Origin of the sequence: Phycobacter sedimenti (assembly GCF_038148855.1) — a bacterium.
Lineage (GTDB): Bacteria > Pseudomonadota > Alphaproteobacteria > Rhodobacterales > Rhodobacteraceae > Phycobacter > Phycobacter sedimenti.
Genome location: NZ_JBBVGR010000003.1, coordinates 392,714 through 412,264 on the forward strand (window position 1 = coordinate 392,714; position 19,551 = coordinate 412,264).

General features: G+C 60.3%; 16 protein-coding genes. 1 reads left to right on the forward strand and 15 read right to left on the reverse strand.

Annotated elements, in window-relative coordinates; genetic code table 11:
• Positions 1–1,530 (forward strand): 2-polyprenylphenol 6-hydroxylase, encoded by a 1,530-nt coding sequence (gene ubiB, locus AADA15_RS07550; RefSeq protein WP_341640930.1) that lies wholly within the window; start codon positions 1–3, stop codon positions 1,528–1,530.
• Between the two features lie 159 nt (positions 1,531–1,689).
• Here ubiB and AADA15_RS07555 read toward each other — a convergent pair whose 3' ends face one another.
• The 15 genes from AADA15_RS07555 to AADA15_RS07625 all read right to left on the reverse strand — a co-directional run bounded on the left by AADA15_RS07555 (position 1,690) and on the right by AADA15_RS07625 (position 19,324).
• Entirely contained in the window at positions 1,690–2,091 is a 402-nt protein-coding gene (locus AADA15_RS07555) for a hypothetical protein (RefSeq protein ID WP_341640931.1), read from the reverse strand.
• Positions 2,092–2,321: 230 nt separating this feature from the next.
• On the reverse strand, positions 2,322–3,425 hold the full coding sequence (locus AADA15_RS07560; protein ID WP_341640932.1) for a flagellar basal body P-ring protein FlgI: 1,104 nt from the start codon (positions 3,423–3,425) through the stop codon (positions 2,322–2,324).
• On the reverse strand, positions 3,422–4,429 hold the full coding sequence (locus AADA15_RS07565; protein ID WP_341640933.1) for a flagellin: 1,008 nt from the start codon (positions 4,427–4,429) through the stop codon (positions 3,422–3,424). The genes AADA15_RS07560 and AADA15_RS07565 overlap by 4 nt, the downstream gene beginning before the upstream one ends.
• A gap of 3 nt (positions 4,430–4,432) precedes the next feature.
• Positions 4,433–5,878: a flagellar hook-associated protein FlgK gene (gene flgK / locus AADA15_RS07570; RefSeq protein WP_341640934.1), complete on the reverse strand. Its 1,446-nt coding sequence runs from the start codon at positions 5,876–5,878 to the stop codon at positions 4,433–4,435.
• Between the two features lie 45 nt (positions 5,879–5,923).
• Positions 5,924–7,225 carry a flagellar hook protein FlgE gene (locus AADA15_RS07575; protein ID WP_341640935.1) on the reverse strand — a complete coding sequence of 434 codons (1,302 nt, stop codon included), beginning with the start codon at positions 7,223–7,225 and terminating at the stop codon, positions 5,924–5,926.
• 121 nt (positions 7,226–7,346) lie between these two features.
• Complete coding sequence (locus tag AADA15_RS07580; RefSeq protein WP_341640936.1) at positions 7,347–8,183, reverse strand: flagellar motor protein MotB; 837 nt, start codon at positions 8,181–8,183, stop codon at positions 7,347–7,349.
• 231 nt (positions 8,184–8,414) lie between these two features.
• Complete coding sequence (locus tag AADA15_RS07585; protein ID WP_341640937.1) at positions 8,415–10,034, reverse strand: long-chain-fatty-acid--CoA ligase; 1,620 nt, start codon at positions 10,032–10,034, stop codon at positions 8,415–8,417.
• Between the two features lie 21 nt (positions 10,035–10,055).
• Positions 10,056–11,678: a GMC family oxidoreductase gene (locus AADA15_RS07590; protein WP_341640938.1), complete on the reverse strand. Its 1,623-nt coding sequence runs from the start codon at positions 11,676–11,678 to the stop codon at positions 10,056–10,058.
• Between the two features lie 105 nt (positions 11,679–11,783).
• Positions 11,784–12,677: an isocitrate lyase/PEP mutase family protein gene (locus AADA15_RS07595; protein ID WP_341640939.1), complete on the reverse strand. Its 894-nt coding sequence runs from the start codon at positions 12,675–12,677 to the stop codon at positions 11,784–11,786.
• A gap of 5 nt (positions 12,678–12,682) precedes the next feature.
• A complete protein-coding gene (locus tag AADA15_RS07600) occupies positions 12,683–13,954 on the reverse strand; it encodes a TRAP transporter large permease (RefSeq protein ID WP_341640940.1) in 1,272 nt (423 codons plus the stop codon).
• Positions 13,954–14,448, reverse strand: a complete 495-nt coding sequence (locus tag AADA15_RS07605) for a TRAP transporter small permease (protein ID WP_341640941.1) — start codon at positions 14,446–14,448, stop codon at positions 13,954–13,956. The genes AADA15_RS07600 and AADA15_RS07605 overlap by 1 nt, the downstream gene beginning before the upstream one ends.
• A gap of 64 nt (positions 14,449–14,512) precedes the next feature.
• Positions 14,513–15,502 (reverse strand): TRAP transporter substrate-binding protein, encoded by a 990-nt coding sequence (locus AADA15_RS07610; protein WP_341640942.1) that lies wholly within the window; start codon positions 15,500–15,502, stop codon positions 14,513–14,515.
• A gap of 316 nt (positions 15,503–15,818) precedes the next feature.
• A complete protein-coding gene (locus AADA15_RS07615; RefSeq protein ID WP_341640943.1) occupies positions 15,819–17,192 on the reverse strand; it encodes an aspartate aminotransferase family protein in 1,374 nt (457 codons plus the stop codon).
• An 82-nt stretch (positions 17,193–17,274) separates the two neighbouring features.
• Positions 17,275–18,750: an NAD-dependent succinate-semialdehyde dehydrogenase gene (locus AADA15_RS07620; RefSeq protein WP_341640944.1), complete on the reverse strand. Its 1,476-nt coding sequence runs from the start codon at positions 18,748–18,750 to the stop codon at positions 17,275–17,277.
• Positions 18,751–18,835: 85 nt separating this feature from the next.
• Positions 18,836–19,324 (reverse strand): Lrp/AsnC family transcriptional regulator, encoded by a 489-nt coding sequence (locus tag AADA15_RS07625; RefSeq protein WP_341641020.1) that lies wholly within the window; start codon positions 19,322–19,324, stop codon positions 18,836–18,838.
• Positions 19,325–19,551: the final 227 nt, after the last annotated feature.

Sequence of the window (19,551 nt, forward strand, 5' to 3'; positions counted from 1 at the left end):
ATGCGCGGCCCCCACAACATCATCCGCCTGATCCGCACAGGCGCCACGCTGGAGCGTACCGGCGCCATGAACGTGGTGCTGGATGCCTTTGAGGCGCCCAGACCCCTGCGTATCCTGGCGCGCACCCTGGCCTGGCCGTTCAAGTGGCTGGGCTACAAGGGCGACCCCAATATGCCGCCCGCCACCCGCGCCCTGACCGCGCTGGGACCGGCCTACATCAAGTTCGGGCAGGTCCTGTCCACCCGCCCCGATGTTGTGGGCGACGATCTGGCCCAGCAGCTGCGCGTGTTGCAGGACAAGCTGCCCCCCTTCCCGCGCGAGACCGCCATGGCCGAGGTGGAAAAGGAACTGGGCCGTCCGGTGGAGGAAGTGTTCTCCGAGTTCAGCGAACCCATCGCCGCCGCCTCCATCGCGCAGGTGCATCGCGCGCGGCTGGCCGATACGGGCGAAGATGTCGCCGTAAAGGTGCTGCGCCCCGGTATCGAGCGCGCCTTCAACAAGGATGTGGACGCCTTCTACTTTGCCGCGCGCATCGTGGATCTCTTTGCGCCCGGCGCGCGGCGCCTGCGGCCGATGGATGTGATCGAACACTTTGACGGTGTGGTAAAGGGCGAGCTGGACCTGCGGCTTGAAAGCGCGGCCGCCTCGGAATTTGCCGCCAACACCGGGCAGGACGAAGGCTTCACCCTGCCGCAGATCAAATGGAACCACTCGGCCCGCCGGGTTATGACGCTGGGCTGGGCGGACGGGCTGCCGCTGGGCGACAATGATGCGCTGGATGCGGCAGGTCACAACCGTCAGGAGCTGGGCGAACGGGTATTGACCCTCTTCCTGCGTCATGCCCTGCGCGATGGGTTCTTCCATGCCGACATGCATCAGGGCAACCTGAAGGTCGCCGCCAACGGCGACATCATCGCCTATGATTTCGGAATCATGGGCCATATCGACGAATATACCCGCCGGGTCTACGCCGAGATCCTGTTTGGTTTCATCAAACGCGATTACAAACGCGTGGCCGAAGTGCATTTCGAGGCCGGCTATGTGCCCGCCGACCGCGATGTGGACGAATTCGCCCGTGCCCTGCGCGCCGTGGGAGAGCCGATCTTTGGCATGGACGCCAGCCATATCTCGATGGGGCGGCTGCTAAATTACCTCTTTGAGGTGACCGAGCGCTTTGGCATGGAAACCCGGACCGAGCTGATCCTGTTGCAGCGCACCATGGTGGTGGTCGAGGGCGTCGCGCGCTCGCTGGATCCCCACATCAACATATGGGAAGCGGCCCGCCCCGTTGTGGAGGATTACATCAAGCAATCCATCGGCCCGCGCGCCGTGGCCTCGGATCTGATCAGCACGGCGCAGGTCATGGCCCGCTTCGGCCCCCGCCTGCCCGCGCTGGTAGAACGCGCCCTGATTGCCCAGGTGCAAGGCGGCGAGACACAGAAGCGCGGTTCCTGGGGCTGGCTTGCCCCGGCAATGATTGGAGCCTGTGCAGGTGGGCTGTGTGTGGGGCTGATAGCGCTTGTGCTTTGAAGACACATAGCGAAACGGTTTTGCGTGGGTCAAACTGAAGGCGCAGCCTCGTAGCCCATGGCGGTTGGCGCCTTTACCCTGCGAGTCCGCTTTGCGGACAAAGTGAGCTTTCGCTGCAGCTGCGCCAATGGCTGCAATGATTAGGGGCTCAGTTTGGCGCTATCGTAATACTCCAGTCATGTCATTCCACTGGATACTACCGGGAAATGGTTCGCCTTGGAAAAACGAGCGCCAAACGGAAACCACATCTTCAATGGAAAAAACCTCGTTGGCGAGCACTGTAATGTGACCCGCCCCGCATTCTATGACTTGTTTTTGACCCAATGATGTTTCGGGCATCGCGAAACTGGCACGGTAGTGCTTCTTGTCTCCAAAATCCCGCTTTACGATGAGACATTTCTCTTTGCCACCGGCCACTTGAACATAAGAACCATCTTGGCGGGTTAAGCTGGCATAAGAATGTGGCCCAAAGCTCTCAAGTTCTCTCAAAGCAGCTTTGACTTTCTCGAACTCTCTAACTTGCTCAGCCCTTTTTCCTTCAACTTCAAGAAGCATTACCATAACAAGCTTTCCGGCTTTCTCTGCTAGTTCCTCAGACCTTCAGTTTAATATTTCGGCCTACTCAGGTCAAAAATAGACTTGAACTGTAATCGCAAAAGCGGACTCTAGTTCAGTGTGCAGCATCAAGCACTTTGGGCTCAAAGCGGACCAAAGCGCTTTGTTGACACGGCCAAGGGAAAAGCCCGGACCGCACGAGCGGTCCGGGCTTTTCAGATGTACTTTGTCAGGCTTTAGCGTACGACGAACTCCGCGTGCAGGGCGCCGGCTGCCTTCAGGCTTTTCAGGATATCGATCATGTCCCGCGGCGACACGCCCAGCGCGTTGAGACCCGCCACGACCTCGGACAAAGAGGTGCTTTCGGGCACTTCGGCCAGTTGTATGCCTTCCTCTTCCTCGATGGCGGCGCCGGTGCGGGGCACGACCACCGTCTGACCTTCGCCAAAGGGGTTCGGTTGCACCACCAGCGGGGTCTCTTCCACACGAAGCGTCAGATTGCCCTGGGCCACCGCGACGCGGGAGATACGCACATCGCTACCCATCACGATGGTTCCGGAGGCCTGATCCACGACCACGCGCGCCTTGCGCTGGGGTTCGACCAGGATGTTCTCGATCCGGCCAACCGCGTGGGCCGTCGAACGCGCGTTGGTGCGCTGGATATCCACTTCGACAGTGCCGGAATCACGCATCAGAGCAACGCTGCGCCCGAATTCCGCGTTGATAGCGCGTTCGATACGGCCTGCCGTGGTAAAATCGGGCTCACGCAGCGCCAGCCGCATGGACGACAATGACGACAGATCGAAATCGATCTCTCGTTCAACCCGGCCACCAGACGGGATGACGCCGGAGGTCGGAACGCCTTGCGTCACGGTCGCGGCCTCTCCTTCGGCAACGGCTCCGCCGGCCAGGATCGTGCCCTGCGCCACGGCATAGATCTGACCATCCGCCGCATTCAGCGGCGTCATGATCAGCGTCCCGCCCATTAGACTACTTGAGTCGCCAATGGCAGAAACCGTCACGTCAACGTTGCCCCCAACCCGTGCAAAGGGGGGCAAGGTGGCCGTTACGAAAACGGCAGCAACGTTCTTGGGACGGAACTGCTCGCCCGCCACGTTGACCCCCAGCCGCTCCAGGATGTTGGACATGATCTCCTCGGTGAACGGGGAGTTGCGCAGCCCGTCCCCGGTACCGTCCAGCCCCACCACAAGGCCATATCCAACCAGATCGTTCCCGCGAACGCCGTCGAATTCCACGAGGTCTTTCAGACGGATCGCACTGGCCTGAGCCATGGCGGGGAACAGCAGGCAAGCGACCATAAGGCGCAAAAGTTTCATCATGACATGTACCTCAGCAATGACAGCTGTGCACTGCGCGCGGTGACCGAGTAGAGGCTTTCCAGCTGCAACTGCGCTTCCTCCAAACGGGTGTGGACCTCATAGGGATCAGCCGAAACCAGTTTATTCTTGGCAATGCTGAGGCTTGTTTCGGTGGCCGTGTTACGTGCCTCGACCCGCTCCAGCTGACCTTCGATGAAACCCATGTCCGCCTGTTTGGAGACCAGGCTCTCGTTGCTGTTCGCCAGCTCCATACCCACAGCCCTTGCGAGTTCGACCTTGACTTCATTGGTCAGCCCCAAAGCGCTTTCACCGACCAGGGCTGCGATCGCAAAACTCTGCAGCGAATGCTTGAGATCCGGATCATCGGCCCGCAAGCCAATCGAGACACGCTCACCGTCGCTCACCTCAACCGGCGAAAGGTCCGTTGTCGACCCCCGGTACATCACGGTATCAAAACCGGCCGGATCCGCGAACCAATCCTTGACCGCCTGAATGATGTCCGCACTGGTGGTCAGACCACCGACCTCGGCAACCAGATCGGTCATCAGAGTGTCCCCATCATTCAGCGGGGATGTCGACGTCGCAGTGCCCGAGAACAGGCTTCGCCCGCCGGACCAGCTGTTCAGAGTATTGATCGCGTTGTCCAACTCGATCCGCCCGCGGGCGGCAAACTGCTCTGCATCTGTGGCTGTCATCGTCGAAGTCAGGGCCAGAACATCATCGCGCATATCGATGACATTGGATTGAAGGCGCTCGAGGCTGCCCTGCACACCCGTTGCAAAGAGCTTTGCTTCGCCGGTCGCAATCATGTGGCTTTCCAGGCGCGCCAGCGTGGTCTCGATATCGGAAAGGTATGTGAAATCCCCACCCAAACGGCTGGTGATATTCGCGACTTTTCCACTTGCAAGCTCGCCTGACAGAGTCTCGATGTTCTGTTTCAGTTCGGCATTCCGGCTGCGCAGGAACATATGCTGCGCCATGTCGCCATAGGACTTAATAATCATTCATCAGATCCTCAGAAGAGTTTCCATCAGGCCATCCACGACGGACAGCACCTTTGCATTGGCCCCATAGGCTTTTTCGAACAGCATCAGGTTCTGCAATTCGGCATCCGTATCGACTCCGAGGCCTGCCTCGACCTGTGCTATCTCGGTGTAGCTTGACGCTGCAAAGGCCAAGGTGATCGAAGAGGCTTCATCGTCCCGCGCAAAGCGGGACAACAGGATCGAACTCAGCGTGGCTGCACTCCCGCTGACGGTGCCAAGACCGATCGTCGAGACGGTTTGACTCTCCGACAGCGCATCAGCATAGCCACTCAGCAGGCTGCCATCGCCCGGATCTCCGGGAGTCGCCGCATAAAGGCCGTCGCGGAACCGCCAGGTCTCGGCCTGACCATCCATCGCGACCAGATTGTTGAGTTCAAGGCGCCCGGAAATCCCTAGCGTGTTGGCATTGTCGAAAAATGCGCCCTCATCGGTGAAGATGCCGGCATCAGCCACGCCGATCGTCCCATCCAAGGCAGGATCCTGGAACCGCTCGATGAGATCGCGTGCAATCGCATCAAGGTCATCCTGTGCTTCTACAGCGATGATATCACGGATCTCGAATTGCGTGACGAGGGTTCCCCCTCTGAGCGGACCATTTACGCGGACATCCACAGGGCGTCCGTTGATCTCAAGCCCGGACAGCAAGCCGTTGCCAATCGTCATATGCGGAAGCATATCACTCTTGGGAGAGAAGCTCAGCTCCGACGCCTTGCCGTCTATCAGCGCCTGACCTCCTTCCGAGTAGAGTGCAATCCGGCCCATGTCCCGCTGGATCACATTGACCGGGATCATCTCGCCGATTTCATCCACAAGCATGCTGCGCTGATCGAGCATGGCCGAGACATTGGCCCCACTTGCATTCGCAACAACGATCCGGGCATTCAGTTTTTCAACTTCCTTCAAGGCAGAGTTCAAGCGGTCAACCTGCACTCCGATAGAGCTGTCGGCCTGAACCCGCATTTCCCTCAGCCCCTCCGCCGCATCGGTGATGGAGCGAACCAGCATACCGGCTTTCACGGAAAGATCGTTGAGACGCGGCGTCGAGTCGGGGCGGGAGATGGCCTCTACCATTGCCCCTTCGAAGTTGGCCATCTGCGATGTGATCGATGTTTCATCGTCCACCGTGCCAACCAGTGAGCTCATGCGCGAAAAGAACGAGGAGCGCACCTCTGCCACCGCCTGCTCAGATTGGGCATCGCGCCGGGCAGAAGTGATCGCGGGATCGACCACACGCTGGACCGAACCGATGCTCACACCCGGAGCAAAAGCGTTTGAATTCAGCTCCAGCGTTCGCCGCGAATACCCTGGTGTCAGGGCATTCGCGAGGTTCTCAGACACCACTTGCGTTGACCGCGATGCAGCGTTCAGCCCGCTCATGGCGGAACTAATAGCACTTGAAATTGACATGATCAGCCTGCTCTTTCTAAGCCGCGTTCAGTGTGCATCAGCGCCTTAACGCTTGATGTTGGTAGTTTCCTGCAGCATCTCATCGACGGTCTGGATCACCTTCGCGTTCGAAGAATACGCGCGCTGTGTCTGGATCATGTTGGTCAGCTCGCCAGCGACATCGGTGGCGGATTCCTCTCGTGTATAAGAGGCAACCTCACCTGTCGGACCTTCGCCTGCATTCCAAAGGAAAAAGGCTCCGCTCTCGGAGGTTGGAATGTAGGTCTGGTAGTCCATCGACACCATGCCGTTCGGGTTGGCCATGTCCACCAGCGGGATCTTGTAGAGAACACGGCTGGCGCCGGTGTCGTAGTTCGCGGTGACATAGCCAGAGGCGTCCACATCGACGCCGATCATGCTGCCGGCCGTCGAACCATCCTTGGTGATGGTTGCCGGTGCGAACTTGTCAGACACCTGAGTGAAACCATCGTTTTCGCCGATCAGACCAATGTTGATTTCAATCGGCCCACCATCCACGGTCACAATGACGTTTCCGGTCGCAGGGTCATAGGCACCGCCTGTGGTTGTCGCCACCGAGGCCAGATTGCCGCCGTCCGTCCGGCTGTCGTCGAATACCATCGTGTATTCGCCCACAATGGCGCCACCGCTTGCCGTATCGGTGATGATCATGGTCCACTCATTGGATTTTCCAGTAGCGGGAACCGTTGGGACAAACTCGAGCGTAAGTGTTTCAGAGGACCCGAGATTGTCGAAATACTCGATCGGCAATTCGATACTGTCGCCACTGGAACCCGCAGCCGTCTCGGTCGATGGCAGGTTGGCACCGATCTGCATCTGGGTCGTCGGCTCACCAACCAGCTGGTTTCGGTTGAAGTAAACCGGCTCCAGGCCGTCGGTCGAGTCAATGGCACCGCCAATGACGTTTCCGTTTGCATCCGTTTTCCAACCCAGAAGCACCAAGCCGGATTCGGTCGCAAGATATCCGTCTTCGTTGGTGCTGAATTCCCCAGCCGTGGTCAGGCGCATGGGCGGGTTACCGTTGTCCGAGGCAACGTCGGCGACTGTTGCAACAGGAAGGAAGCCGCTGCCGCGAACCGCAAGATCGGTTGGATTGTCGGTGGTGACCAGAGGACCACGTTCGTCGATCAGGCGCACGTTGGTGGTACGCACACCGCCCGCGCTGTAGCTCCCCTTTGAGGAGGACATCACGACCGAATGAAAATCGGTCTGGACGCGCTTGTAGCCTGCGGTTGAGGAGTTCGCGATATTGTCGGAGATGGAGGCCAGACGGCTGGCATTCGCACCGAGCCCGGATACACCCGCATATAGCGACGAAGAAATGGTCATAGCACGCCTTTCTGCTGCTTCAAAATCTTGATGCAATAGCTAGCGCACGAGCACTTAACGGGCGGCTAACAGATAAAATCCAATCTATCTGCAGCCGCCCGGGGTGGTGAATTGTCTTGGTTTACTTGCGCAAAAGGATGATTTCGACGCGATTGTTGCGAACCCGCATTGGGTTTTCGACAGCCAGGTTCCGGTCCGCGTGACCTGTGACCCGGTGGATTCGGCTGGCCTTCACGCCCCCCGATTCGAGCAGCATGCGTGCGGCATCGGCGCGGGCATGGGACAGCTGCCATACCGGGTTCTTGGCTACAACCAGGGGCTGCGAGCGGGTGTGACCGCTGATCGCAATCCCATTGGCAACGGTGCCGCTGACACGGGCGACCATGCGCACCAGATCACGGAACAACGGGGTCGGCTCTGCGGTTCCTTCTTCGAACAGCGGCGCGTCTTCTGTTTCGAACAGCTCGATGATCAGTCCTTCGTCCGACACACGGGTCACGATGTGGCGGGTCAGATCGATTGCAACCATGCTTTCGCCGCCACGGCCCCGCAGTTCTTCCTCGATCACGCGGAAAACCTCTTCCTGGGCGGACTGCTCGTTCTCACTGACGACCCCGGTCTCCCCCTGAGCCTGCCGCGCATTCATCGGGTTTTGATCCGTCGCGCCTGTCCCGTTTTGCGGTTTGATGTCTTCGGTGAACATGCTGTCGCCACTGAAGGCACCATTGCCCCCACCCGAAACACGGCTCAGCGGAATGGACGGCGAGAAGTAATCCGCCAGACCCTTGCGCTGCTTTTCGGTCGTGGCATTCAAAAGCCACATGAGAAGGAAGAAGGCCATCATCGCGGTCACGAAGTCGGCATAGGCCACCTTCCATGCACCACCGTGGTGACCATCGCCACCACCTGACTTTTTCCTCTTGATAATAATCGGAGCTACGTTGCCTTGTGCGCTCATATCAACCACCACTTTGTTCACCCACAACCGGGGTATCAGGCGGTTCGTTAAGCAGGCCTTAACAGCTAAAATTGGCTGCTGTTAAGACCTCTAAACAAATGTTTCATAGTCATAAATGTGTTCTTAAGGGGTGAACCACGTCAACCTCAAGTCGCCCCTGCGGCAACACTGTGGCACGAATGTGGCAAGGGGTGGACCCCGCCACGAAAATGGCGGGATCAAAAGGCGGGATCAAGCGTTCAAAAGGATATCGCCGAACGATTCGCGCAGCTTGTTCTTGAGCACCTTTCCGGTTCCGCCCAGCGGCAGATCCTCTGTAAAGACTACCTTGTCCGGAATCTGCCAGCTGGCAACCTTGCCTTCGTAGTGCGCCAGAAGTTCTTCCTCGCTTAGGCTTTCATCGGACCGCACTGCGATCACCACCGGGCGTTCGTCCCACTTGGGGTGACGCGCGGCAATAGCCGCAGCCTGGGCGATCTTGGGATGGGACATGGCGATGTCTTCCAGCTCCACCGTCGAAATCCACTCACCGCCGGATTTGATGATGTCCTTGGAACGGTCGCGGATGATCATGTAGCCATCCGCATCGATCGTGGCGACATCACCGGTATCGAACCAGCCGTCGTCCGTCAGGGCGCTGGCGTCATGGCCAAAGTAGGTGTCGATGATCCAGTGACCGCGGATCTGCAGCTCACCTTGGGTTTTGCCATCTTCTGCCAGGCGGTTGCCTTCATCATCGACGATGCGCAGTTCAACGCCATAGGGTGGACGCCCCTGCCCTTCACGTAACTTGCCCTTTTCTTCGATGCTGAGGTCATCGTGCTTTTGCAGCAGGTTGTTGAGCGTGCCCAGCGGGCTGGTTTCGGTCATGCCCCAAGCGTGGATCAGCTCGACGTCATATTTGTCGCGGAAAGTGGGGATCATCACCGTCGGCAGGGCCGAGCCGCCCACAACAGTGCGCTTCAGGCTTTCGGCCTTGCTGCCGGTCTTGGCCAGCGCCTGCAGAAGCCCCATCCAGATCGTCGGCACGCCCAGCGCCAGGCTGACCCGCTCACCATCGATCAGCTTGACCAGGCTTTCCCCATCCAGGTTCGGCCCCGGCAGGACCAGCTTGGCCCCCACAGCCGCGGTTATATAGGGAACGCCCCAGGCATTTACGTGGAACATCGGGACCACCGCCATCACCGTATCACGGGCCGAAATCGCGAGACCGTCCGGCTGGTTGCCGCCCAGCGAGTGCAGAACAGTGGTGCGGTGGGTGTACTGAACCCCCTTAGGGTTGCCTGTGGTGCCGGAGGTATAACACAGGCTCGACGGCGTGTTCTCGTCCAGCTCGGGCCAAGTATTGTCATCCCCTTCCGCTGCCAGAAGCTCATCATAGAACAGGATACCCGGCACGGCCTCGGCGGCGGCCTCATCGCGCGGGCCCATGAGGATGACATGCTTGAGCGTGGTCAGATGCTCTTTCAGCTTGCCCACCGCAGGCACGAAGGTTGCATCGATGAACAGCACCTGATCTTCGGCGTGGTTGATGATGTAGATCAGCTGCTCCGGCTTCAGGCGCGGGTTGATCGTGTGGCAGATCATGCCCCCGCCCGCGACGCCAAAGTAGATCTCAAGATGGCGGCGGTTGTTCCAGGCGATGGTGCCGCAGCGCTCCCCTTCCTTTATGCCAAGGCGTTTCAGCGCGGCGGACAGTTTGCGGGCGTTCGCTTCTATTTCACCCCAGTTGGAATGCACCACCTCGCCCGAGGTTTCCACCGAGGTCACGGTGGTGTTGCCGTGGTAGCGGCCCGCGTGTTCGATCAACGAGCTGATCGTCAGCGGTTTGTGCATCATCTTGCCAAGCATTTCGCTTTGCTCCTCCAAATGTCATTCGGCGGCCAGGGCCGCCCGATTGCGGATCATGTCCGCGGCTTTCTCTGCGATCATGATGGTTGGCGCGTTGGTGTTACCCCCGATCAGCCGCGGCATGACCGAGGCATCCACCACGCGCAAACCTTCCATGCCGCGCACTTTCAATTCCGGATCGACGACCGCCATTTCGTCCTGCCCCATCCTGCAGGTTCCCACCGGATGATAGATCGTATCCGACCGGGCACGGATGTGCTGCTCCAACGCTGCGTCATCCGGCTCTCCTTCGATGAACAACTCCTTGTGGATGTAGCCCTGCAAGGGGGGCGTCTGCATGATCTGCCGCGTCTTGCGGATGCCCTTGATCATTACCGCCAGATCCTCTGGGTCCGACAGGAACTGCGGATCGATCCGGGGCGGCGCCATGGGATCGGCGGAGGTGAGTCCCACCGAGCCACGAGATTTCGGGCGCAGCACACAGACATGGCAACTGAACCCATGCCCCATATGCAGCTTGCGGGCGTGATCGTCGACGATGGAGATCACGAAATGCAGCTGCACATCAGCGCGGTCCAGTGACGGATCCGTCTTGAGGAACGCCGCGCCTTCGGCAAAGGGCGTGGCCAGCATGCCCTTGCCTGTCTTGCGCCAGTCATTGATGTGTTTCAGCAAGTTGACGCTGCCGGGCAGTGAGATCCCGAAATTGTCCCGATCCTTGCTCTTGTAGGCGAGGGTAAAGTCGAGGTGGTCCTGCAGGTTCTGCCCGACGCCCGGCAGTTCGTGCACCATTCCGATCCCATGTGGCGTGATATCCTCGGGCCGCCCCACACCAGACAGCTGCAAAAGCTGTGGCGAGTTGAAAGCACCGCCGCAGAGAACCACCTCCCGCCGGGCATTCACCGTCTGGTGCTGGCCGCCCTTGCGGTAGGCCACGCCGGTTGCGCGCTTGCCCTGGAAAAGCACCCTCGTGGCATGGGCGCCGGTGATCACCGTGAGGTTCGACCGTTGCATGACCGGATGCAGATAAGCGGCGGCGGCCGAGCAGCGCTCTCCGTTCTTCGACGCCTCGTGGAACTGGGTCACCTGGTAGAGGCCGATCCCCTCGTTGTCGCCGGCGTTGAAATCCTCCACCTCGCGGATCTGCAGCGCCTTGCCCGCCTCGACAAAGGCGCGGGTGATCGGGCGCGGAGATTTCTGATTGCTGACCTGCAAGGGGCCATCTCCCCCATGGGCACCATCCGCACCACGTTCATTGTTCTCGGCGCGCTGGAAGTAGGGCAACACGTCCTGCCAGCCCCAGCCAGGACAGCCGAGCGACGCCCATTCGTCGTAATCCCCCGCATGGCCGCGAATATAGAGCATCGCATTGATCGCGCTGGAGCCGCCCAGCGCCTTGCCGCGCGGCTGGTAGCCCTTGCGCCCATTCAGACCTGGCTGCGGTACGGTCTCAAACGCCCAGTTGTTGATCTTGGGGCGCCCCGGCAGCATGGCGACCACCGCTGCAGGCGCGCGCACAAGGATGCTGTCACCGCGCCCGCCAGCCTCCAGCAGGCAGACGCTGATATTCGGATCCTCGCTCAGCCTTGAGGCCAGCGTCGATCCCCCGGATCCCCCTCCGACAATCACATAATCAAATTGCATCGCGTCCCCTCCCAAGGTTGCATTTGATTCAAAGTGAACTCGGGAAGGGGCAGCCTGTCCATCTTTTCTCTACGTAACGCAGAAAGGCTGCAGCGCGAGACCGCTTCAGCCCTCTTCTTTTGCGCCGGTCACGGGCCTGGCCGAGGAGGCATACCTTTCCGAGGCCTCATAATAGTCGTCAAATCCGATGCGGCGGCGCAGCTCCATGAAATCCATCAGGTTGCTGCGCGGCTTGCCCGCCTTCATTTCCGCAAGCGTCTGCACCATCGCCTGCATAGCGGAGGCCATCAGCGACAGGGGGTAGGCGGCGATGCGGTAGCCGATCTCCTCCAACGCCTCGGGCGACAGGTCCGGAGTTTCGCCGCCCTCGACGATATTGGCCATGTTGGGCGCATCCGTCGCGGCGCAGACCTCGCGCATTTCCGCCTCCGATCGGGGGGCTTCGACAAAGATAATGTCGGCGCCCAGCTCGCGGAACTTCTGTGCGCGTGTCAGCGCCTCGCCCAGCCCGTGATCGTGGCGGGCATCGGTGCGGGCCAGGATCAGGATGTCCTGCCCTTCGTTGCGCGCATCCACGGCGGCGCGGATCCGGTCATAGGCTTCCTCGCGGCCCACCACGGCCTTGCCCGGGGTATGGCCGCAGCGTTTGGGGGCCAGCTGATCCTCGATCATCACCGCAGCGCAGCCCGCATTCGCCATGCCTTGCACCGTGCGACGCACGTTCATCGCGTTGCCGTAACCGGTGTCTCCATCCGCGATCAGCGGGATTGAAATCGCACCGGCGATGTTGCGCGCCTGATCCAGCACCTCACCATAGCTCATCAGGCCCAGATCCGGCGCCCCGATCCGTGACGCCGAGGCCCCGAACCCGGTCATGAAGGTAAGGTCGAACCCAGCCTGCTCGATCAGCTTGGCCGAGAGCGCATCGTAGGCGCAGGGCATTGTGTGCAGGCGGGGCTGCGCCAGAAGGGCGCGCAGTTTGTCGGCAGGGGTCGTCATATCGCTCACAGTTTGAAGGGAATATAAAGGGCGAGGTCAGGCACGAGATAGAGAAGGGCTGCGCAGAGGAACATCAGCACAAGGAAAGGGATCGCTCCCCGTGCCACGTCCCCAAGGGTCGCCCGGGCAACCGCCTGGATCACGTAGAGGTTCAACCCCACGGGCGGGGTGATCAGGGCCGCCTCGACCATGATCACCATGAAAACGCCAAACCAGATCGGGTCAAACCCAAGGCCCATGGCCGCAGGCAGCAGCACCGGTGTCATGATCAGCACCATCGACAGCGCCTCGAGCACAAGCCCCATGACCACGAGGATCGCAGCCACCAGCAGCACGAACATCACCGGACTGGAAACGGCCTCCGAGATAAAGGCGCTTATGTCCTGCGGGATGCGGTAAAGGGTGATTGCCTTGCCAAAGACCTTGGCGCCCGCAATGATCAGAAGGATCGCAACCGTTGTGGCCATACTGTCCATCGCCGCCTCCCAGAAGGCCTTCCAGGTCAGGGTCCGCAGGATGAAAGCGGTGATCACAACGGCAAAGGCAAATCCGATCGCGGCAGCTTCGGTCGGGGTGAAGGCACCGGAATAGATCCCCGCCACCACCACAGCCGCAAGCGCCATCGAAGGCAGTGCGCGTAAGGTAGCCGCGCGGCGCTCGGCTCCGGTGGCTTTTTCGCTGCGGCCCATACCCTTCATCGAGGCATAGATCATCGAATAACCCGAAAACAGCACCAGAAGCGCCAGACCCGGGCCAACACCCGCAAGGAAAAGGGCGATCACCGATTCCTCAGTCACGAAGCCGTAGACGATCATCGGGATCGAGGGCGGGATCAGGATGCCCAGCGTGCCACCCGCTGCCAGCAGCCCGTAGACAAAGCGCCGCTCATAGCCGCGGTTGATCATTTCCGGGATGGCGACGGTGCCAATGGTGGCCGCAGTCGCAACCGAAGAGCCGGAAATCGCGGCGAACAGCCCGCAGGAAATCACCGTCGCAACAGCCAGCCCGCCGGGCCAGTGACCGACCCAGGCCTGCACCGCTGCATAAAGATCGCGTCCAACGCCGCCCTTCAGCAGCACGTTCGACATCAACAGGAACAGCGGCACGGCCAAAAGTATGAACCCGTCCAGCGTGGACAGGATCGCCTGCGGCGCCATCAGCGGAGAAAACCCGCCAAAGATCAAAAGGGACAAGCCAAGCCCGCCAAGGGCAAAGGCCACCGGGACACCGATCAGCAGAAGGCCAAAAAGCGCAAGAAGAATGAGGAGAACAGTCATCAGTCGTGCTCTCCTTCAGCCACTATCTGCCCCTGCAAGGCGCGAACCGTCTCGATCACCGCCTGAATCAGCAGAATGGCAAACCCGAAGGGCAGTGACAGTTCCACGTACCACATGGGCATATCCAGCATGGTACCGGTGGTGCGCCCTCGGACAAAACTGTCATGGAAAATCTCATAGCCGTAGAACAGAACAATGGCCGAGAAGACCGCGACTGCGGCCGTGGCAAAGACATCTGCCGCCAGCCGGGGCCCGCGCGGCAGGTTCGCGATCACCGCGGTGATGCGGATATGGCGCCGCTCCCGCAGGCACCAGGGCGCTGCGATCAGCGATCCCCAGATCAGGCAAAACTGGCTCAGCTCCGCCGCCCAGATGGTGGGCCGCACAAAGAAATAACGGGCCATCACCTCATAGGTGAGCATGATCCCGGAAAGAACGAAGAGCGCAGCAGCCACAAGGGCCAGCGCGGTCACGAACCTGGCAAATACGTCCATGGAATGTCCCGAAGAATTGAGGTGGACCGCCCTCTATCCGAAGGGCGGTCCATGTTGGTCAGGTTCAGAAGCTTTCGGCAGCAGACAGGATCTGCGCGCCCAACTCCCCTGCCTTGGCGCGGAATCCATCATAGACGGGGGCGGCCGCTGCCTTCCAGGCGGCGATTTCCTCATCCGTGGGCGTGTAGATGGTCATGCCTGCCTTTTCGGCCTCGGCATAGGCTGCGGCTTCGATTGCTGACATCTCGTCCCGCACCGAGATCTCGGCCTTGCGCGCAGCATCCGCCATGATCTTCTGGTGCTCGGCCGACAGACCATTCCACCAGTCGGTATTGGCCACCACGATGAATTCGATATCGGCGTGGTTGGTGACAGTGATGGTATCCATGACCTCCCACAGCTTGCGCGATTTCACGCCCGAAACACCGGTCATGCCAATGTCAACGGTGCCGCGCTGGTAGGCGAGGTACTGCTCTGAGCCGGAAATCAGCGTCGGCGCGCCGCCGGTTGCAGTGACAAAATCGCCCAGCGTCTTGCCGAACACACGGGCCTTCTTGCCTTCCATATCGGTCGGGGTTTTCACAGGGCCGCCCTGCGAGAGCATGACCGCGCCGCCATAGGCCTGCCACCACAGAACCGTCGCACCGGTGTCGGCAATCGCAGCATCGATGGGGCCGCGCACCGGGCTGCCGGGTTCGACCGCCTTGCGGACCTTGTCTTCGGAGTTGAACAGGAACGGCATGTAGAAGACATCCACCGCCGGGATGTCACCCACATAGCGGGTCAGCGAGGCCACGCCCATCTCGATTGCACCGGATCCCACCGCGGCGGGCACTTCTTTGTCCTTGTAAAGCTGCGCCGAATCGTAAATCTCAACCGCGATGTCCCCGCCCGAGGCTTTCTCCACCTCTTCCTTGAACATCAACAGGTTCTGCCCGAGATGGCTTTTGAGCGGCAACTGCAAAGAGATACGCGCAGTCACATCGGCAGCAAAGGCGGGTAGTGCAGTGCACAGCGCCAGCGCGGCGCCAGTCAGCGTCGAAGTCAGTTTCATGAATTTTCCTCCCTTAATAAAATGATGTTCCATCAAGGGCTTACCCTTGGTCAAGGGAAATGGCGCAGGCTTTTCAGGTGCGATATTCGAACCTTCAATTACGCATTAAATTCAATCAGTTGGGACAATACGTCCGGTGAAATAAATTTTGAAACCCAACCTCCTCTCGCCACTCTTACAGCAGAAATCGGAGGAGATGAGATGCCAAAGCGGCCGCAAGACGCCAAACGCCGCGCCAAAGGCGCGGCGCTCGGCCCAACGGGAGAGGATCATCCTGTGGATGTTCCGATCCGGGCGGGAGAGCTCTGCCCAGAGATCAGCCCAAGACGGCCTTTACCGCACGCGCTGTGGCGGCAACAACGGTGTCAGCCTCTTCGCGGCTCAGGCAGAACGGCGGCGCAAAACCCAGGATATCACCCTGCGGCATGGCGCGGGCAATGACCTTGTCCTGCTCCAAAAGCTTGGCCGCGATCTGTGGACCTATCTTGTCAGCCGCTTCAAAGAAGCTGCGGCGACCCCGATCCTTCACGAACTCCACCGCGCAAAGCATGCCTTCGCCGCGAATGTCGCCGACATGAGCATGATCGCCCAGCGCCTCTTTCATGGACGTGTTCAGGTAGGCCCCCACGCTGCCTGCGTTCTCCACAAGGTTCAGCTCATCGATCAGCTTGAGGTTGGCAACGCCCGCCGCCGCCCCGATGGGGTGCGCCGAGTAGGTCCAGCCGTGGCCGATGGGGCCGTTCTCATCCGTCCCCTGCTCCAGCACCTTCCAGACCTTGTCGGAAACGATCGAACCGGACAGCGGCGCATAGGCCGAAGTCAGACCCTTGGCGATGGTGATGATATCCGCTTCCAGCCCGTAATGATCGCTGCCGAACATGGTGCCAAGCCGACCGAAACCGGTGACCACCTCATCCACGACCAACAGGATGTCGTGCTTTTTCAGCACGCTCTGGATCGCTTCCCAGTATCCGGCCGGGGGCGGCACGATGCCTCCCGTTCCCAGAACCGGCTCACCGATAAAGGCGGCGATGGTGTCGGCGCCTTCACGTTCGATCAGCGCCTCCAGTTCGGCGACGCAATGCGCCACGAACTGCTCTTCGGTCTGGGTCTGGTCTTCGCGGCGGAAGTAATAGGGTGCATCGGTATGAATCACCTGCGCCAACGGCAGGTCGAATTTCTTGTGGAACAGCTCCAGCCCCGTCAGCGAACCCGTCACCAGCCCAGAGCCATGATAGCCGCGCCACCGCGAGATGATCTTCTTCTTCTCGGGGCGACCCAGGATGTTGTTGTAGTACCAGATCAGCTTGACGTTGGTCTCGTTGGCGTCCGAGCCACCGAGGCCAAAATACACCTTGGACATATTCGCGGGCGCCCGGTCGAGGATCATCTTGGACAGTGTGATCGAGGCCTCGGTGCCATGGCCGACGTAGGAATGATAATAGGCCAGCTCTCGCGCCTGTTCGGCGATCGCTTCGGCAATCTCCTGACGGCCATAGCCCACGTTCACGCAGTATAGCCCGGCAAAGGCGTCCAGCAGCCGGGTGCCGTCGCGGTCCTCGATATGGACGCCACTGGCGGTCTTGATCACCCGGCTCGGGCTTTCCCCGCGCGCATGCTGCGCGAGATGGGTGGAGGGGTGAAAAAAGTTGTCCCGGTCCCACTGATCCAGTTGATCGTTTTTCAGCATTGTCTGTCCTTCTTTCTGTTCCGGTGCCTGCAGCCGCCGGATATCGTCAATTTCAGGTTCCGTGCCTGCGGTGTGGAGGGATCTAGGCCCAATCTCGGCAGACGTATTTGACTTCGGTGAACTCCTCCATCCCGAGGCGCGCGCCTTCGCGCCCCAGGCCGGATTGCTTGGCCCCGCCAAAGGGGATCGGCGCGCCCGTCACCTTGGTCCGGTTCACGGCCACCATGCCGAACTGCAAGGCGCGCGACAGCCGGTAGATGCGGCGCGGATCCTGAGTGTGGACATAGGCAACAAGGCCGTATTCCGTCTCGTTGGCCCGGGCGGTGATCTCCTCTTCGGTGTCAAAGGGCGTGATGGGCGCCACCGGGCCAAAGGTTTCCTCGTACATGATGCGCGCATTGGCTGGCACATCGGTCAGCACGGTCGGCTGGTAGAACAGCGGCCCCATCGGGTGGACATCGCCGCCACAGGCCAGTTTCGCCCCCTTGGCCAAAGCATCCTTCACATGTTCCTGCTGCTTTGCCACCGCGCGCGCGTGCATCAGGGGGCCGATATCGGGATCATCCATCCCTTCTCCGACGCTCAACGCCTTGGTCGCGGCTGTCAGCTTATTGCAGAAAGCATCATAAAGGCCGCGCTGTACGAAAATCCGGTTGGCCCCAAGGCAATCCTGACCGGAGGTGGCGAATTTCGCCTTCATCGCCTCTTCCACCGCCTGATCCAAGTCCGCATCGTCAAAGACGATCACCGGCGCGTGGCCGCCCAGCTCCATCACCAGACGCTTCACCGTATCGGCGCTTTGCCGGTACAGCAGTTTGCCCACCTCGGTGGAACCCGTGAATGACAGGGCGCGCACGCGGGTATCTTCGGTCCAGGGCTTCACAACGGTGGGTGCATCCCCCGTCACCACGTTGAATACCCCGGCAGGCACACCGGCGCGTTCGGCCAGTTCAGCAAGCGCAAGAGCGCTGAAAGGTGTTTCAGCCGAAGGATGCGCAACAACGGTGCAGCCCGCCGCCAGCGCCGCGGCTGCCTTGCGGGTCAGCATCGCCGAAGGAAAGTTCCACGGAGTGATGAGGGCCACAACGCCCACGGGTTCGCGCCAGAGCTCGACCTCCGCATCGGGCAGATGGCTGGTCACCCCTTCGATATTGGGGCGCTTTGCCTCTTCGGCGTAGAACTCGACAAAACCCGCGCCGTATTCGATCTCGCCGCGCGCTTCGGACAGGGGTTTACCCTGTTCCAGCACCATGATGCGGGCCAGATCCTCTTTGTGGTCCAGTTGCAGCTGGCCCCAGCGCCGCAGAATGACAGCGCGCTCCTGCGGCAGCAATCCGGCCCAGGCATCAAACGCAGCCTGCGCCGCATCGACCGCAGCAGACGAATCCTCTGCCGTCAGGCTGGCGACATGGCCGACTGCCGAACCGCTCGCCGGATCGGTGACGACAAATGTGCCGCCATCTGCGGCCCCGGTCCAACGGCCATCTACATAAGAGAAAGAGCGGACAAGCCGCTTGTCGGCAATATCGCTTCGGGCGGAAAGGGCGGTTTCGGCCATTGTAAATCCTCCGTTGAACGTCAGGAGGACAGTCTCTCGCCGCGATCAGAAATCGAGACCGAACTTTAGCCCATGCGCAGAGGATTCATCTGCCCTCCCCCTGCCCCAGCAGAAGATTCAGCGGCGGCGTAGCGGGACCTTTCACCGGCTTGGTCACGATATAGGTGAAATAGCGCGACAGGCCGATACGGGCATCCAGCATGGAATCGATCAGTCGCTGATAGGCGTCGATGTCACATGTCACGATCTGCAAAAGGTAGTCGAAGCCACCCCCAAGCGCCCAGCAGGCAGTGACCTCATCATAAGTCTGAACGGCCTGTTCGAACGCCTGAAACCGGGCCGCCGTGTGATCCGCGATCTCCGCCGCGACAAACACCGTTATATGCGGGGCGACTTTGCGCAGGTTGATACGCGCGCCGTACCCCTCGATCAGACCTGCCTTTTCAAGCTTGCGCAACCGGTCCCAGCACGGCGTCGGAGACAGGCCGATGCGATCGGCGAGGGCTGCTTTGGTTATGCGCCCCTCCTGCGTCAGAACCTGCAGGATGGCGATATCGCGATCATCAAGACGTATCATGGCTCAGGGCTGTAGCACGCCAGTACGGCCTCGGAAAGCTGCAGTGCATCCACCTGCGCCTGTTCCATAAACTCTCCAAAACGCCAATGTTGTGCACAACAAGTCCAGGCAGAACGCCCAAGAATCAGCCAAACAGCAAATAGCAGGTCGTTTTCAGGCATTACATTTGCCGCGAACAGACCTGAATCGCATGATGTACTCAACTACACAGAAGAAGAGCTTTT

Excerpts from the sequence above, each read along its gene's own strand:
- ubiB (WP_341640930.1), top strand. The coding sequence starts at position 1 with ATGCGCGGCCCCCACAACATCATCCGCCTGATCCGCACAGGCGCCACG.
- AADA15_RS07555 (WP_341640931.1), bottom strand. The coding sequence starts at position 2,091 with ATGGTAATGCTTCTTGAAGTTGAAGGAAAAAGGGCTGAGCAAGTTAGA.
- AADA15_RS07560 (WP_341640932.1), bottom strand. The coding sequence starts at position 3,425 with ATGATGAAACTTTTGCGCCTTATGGTCGCTTGCCTGCTGTTCCCCGCC.
- AADA15_RS07565 (WP_341640933.1), bottom strand. The coding sequence starts at position 4,429 with ATGATTATTAAGTCCTATGGCGACATGGCGCAGCATATGTTCCTGCGC.
- flgK (WP_341640934.1), bottom strand. The coding sequence starts at position 5,878 with ATGTCAATTTCAAGTGCTATTAGTTCCGCCATGAGCGGGCTGAACGCT.
- AADA15_RS07575 (WP_341640935.1), bottom strand. The coding sequence starts at position 7,225 with ATGACCATTTCTTCGTCGCTATATGCGGGTGTATCCGGGCTCGGTGCG.
- AADA15_RS07580 (WP_341640936.1), bottom strand. The coding sequence starts at position 8,183 with ATGAGCGCACAAGGCAACGTAGCTCCGATTATTATCAAGAGGAAAAAG.
- AADA15_RS07585 (WP_341640937.1), bottom strand. The coding sequence starts at position 10,034 with ATGCTTGGCAAGATGATGCACAAACCGCTGACGATCAGCTCGTTGATC.
- AADA15_RS07590 (WP_341640938.1), bottom strand. The coding sequence starts at position 11,678 with ATGCAATTTGATTATGTGATTGTCGGAGGGGGATCCGGGGGATCGACG.
- AADA15_RS07595 (WP_341640939.1), bottom strand. The coding sequence starts at position 12,677 with ATGACGACCCCTGCCGACAAACTGCGCGCCCTTCTGGCGCAGCCCCGC.
- AADA15_RS07600 (WP_341640940.1), bottom strand. The coding sequence starts at position 13,954 with ATGACTGTTCTCCTCATTCTTCTTGCGCTTTTTGGCCTTCTGCTGATC.
- AADA15_RS07605 (WP_341640941.1), bottom strand. The coding sequence starts at position 14,448 with ATGGACGTATTTGCCAGGTTCGTGACCGCGCTGGCCCTTGTGGCTGCT.
- AADA15_RS07610 (WP_341640942.1), bottom strand. The coding sequence starts at position 15,502 with ATGAAACTGACTTCGACGCTGACTGGCGCCGCGCTGGCGCTGTGCACT.
- AADA15_RS07615 (WP_341640943.1), bottom strand. The coding sequence starts at position 17,192 with ATGCTGAAAAACGATCAACTGGATCAGTGGGACCGGGACAACTTTTTT.
- AADA15_RS07620 (WP_341640944.1), bottom strand. The coding sequence starts at position 18,750 with ATGGCCGAAACCGCCCTTTCCGCCCGAAGCGATATTGCCGACAAGCGG.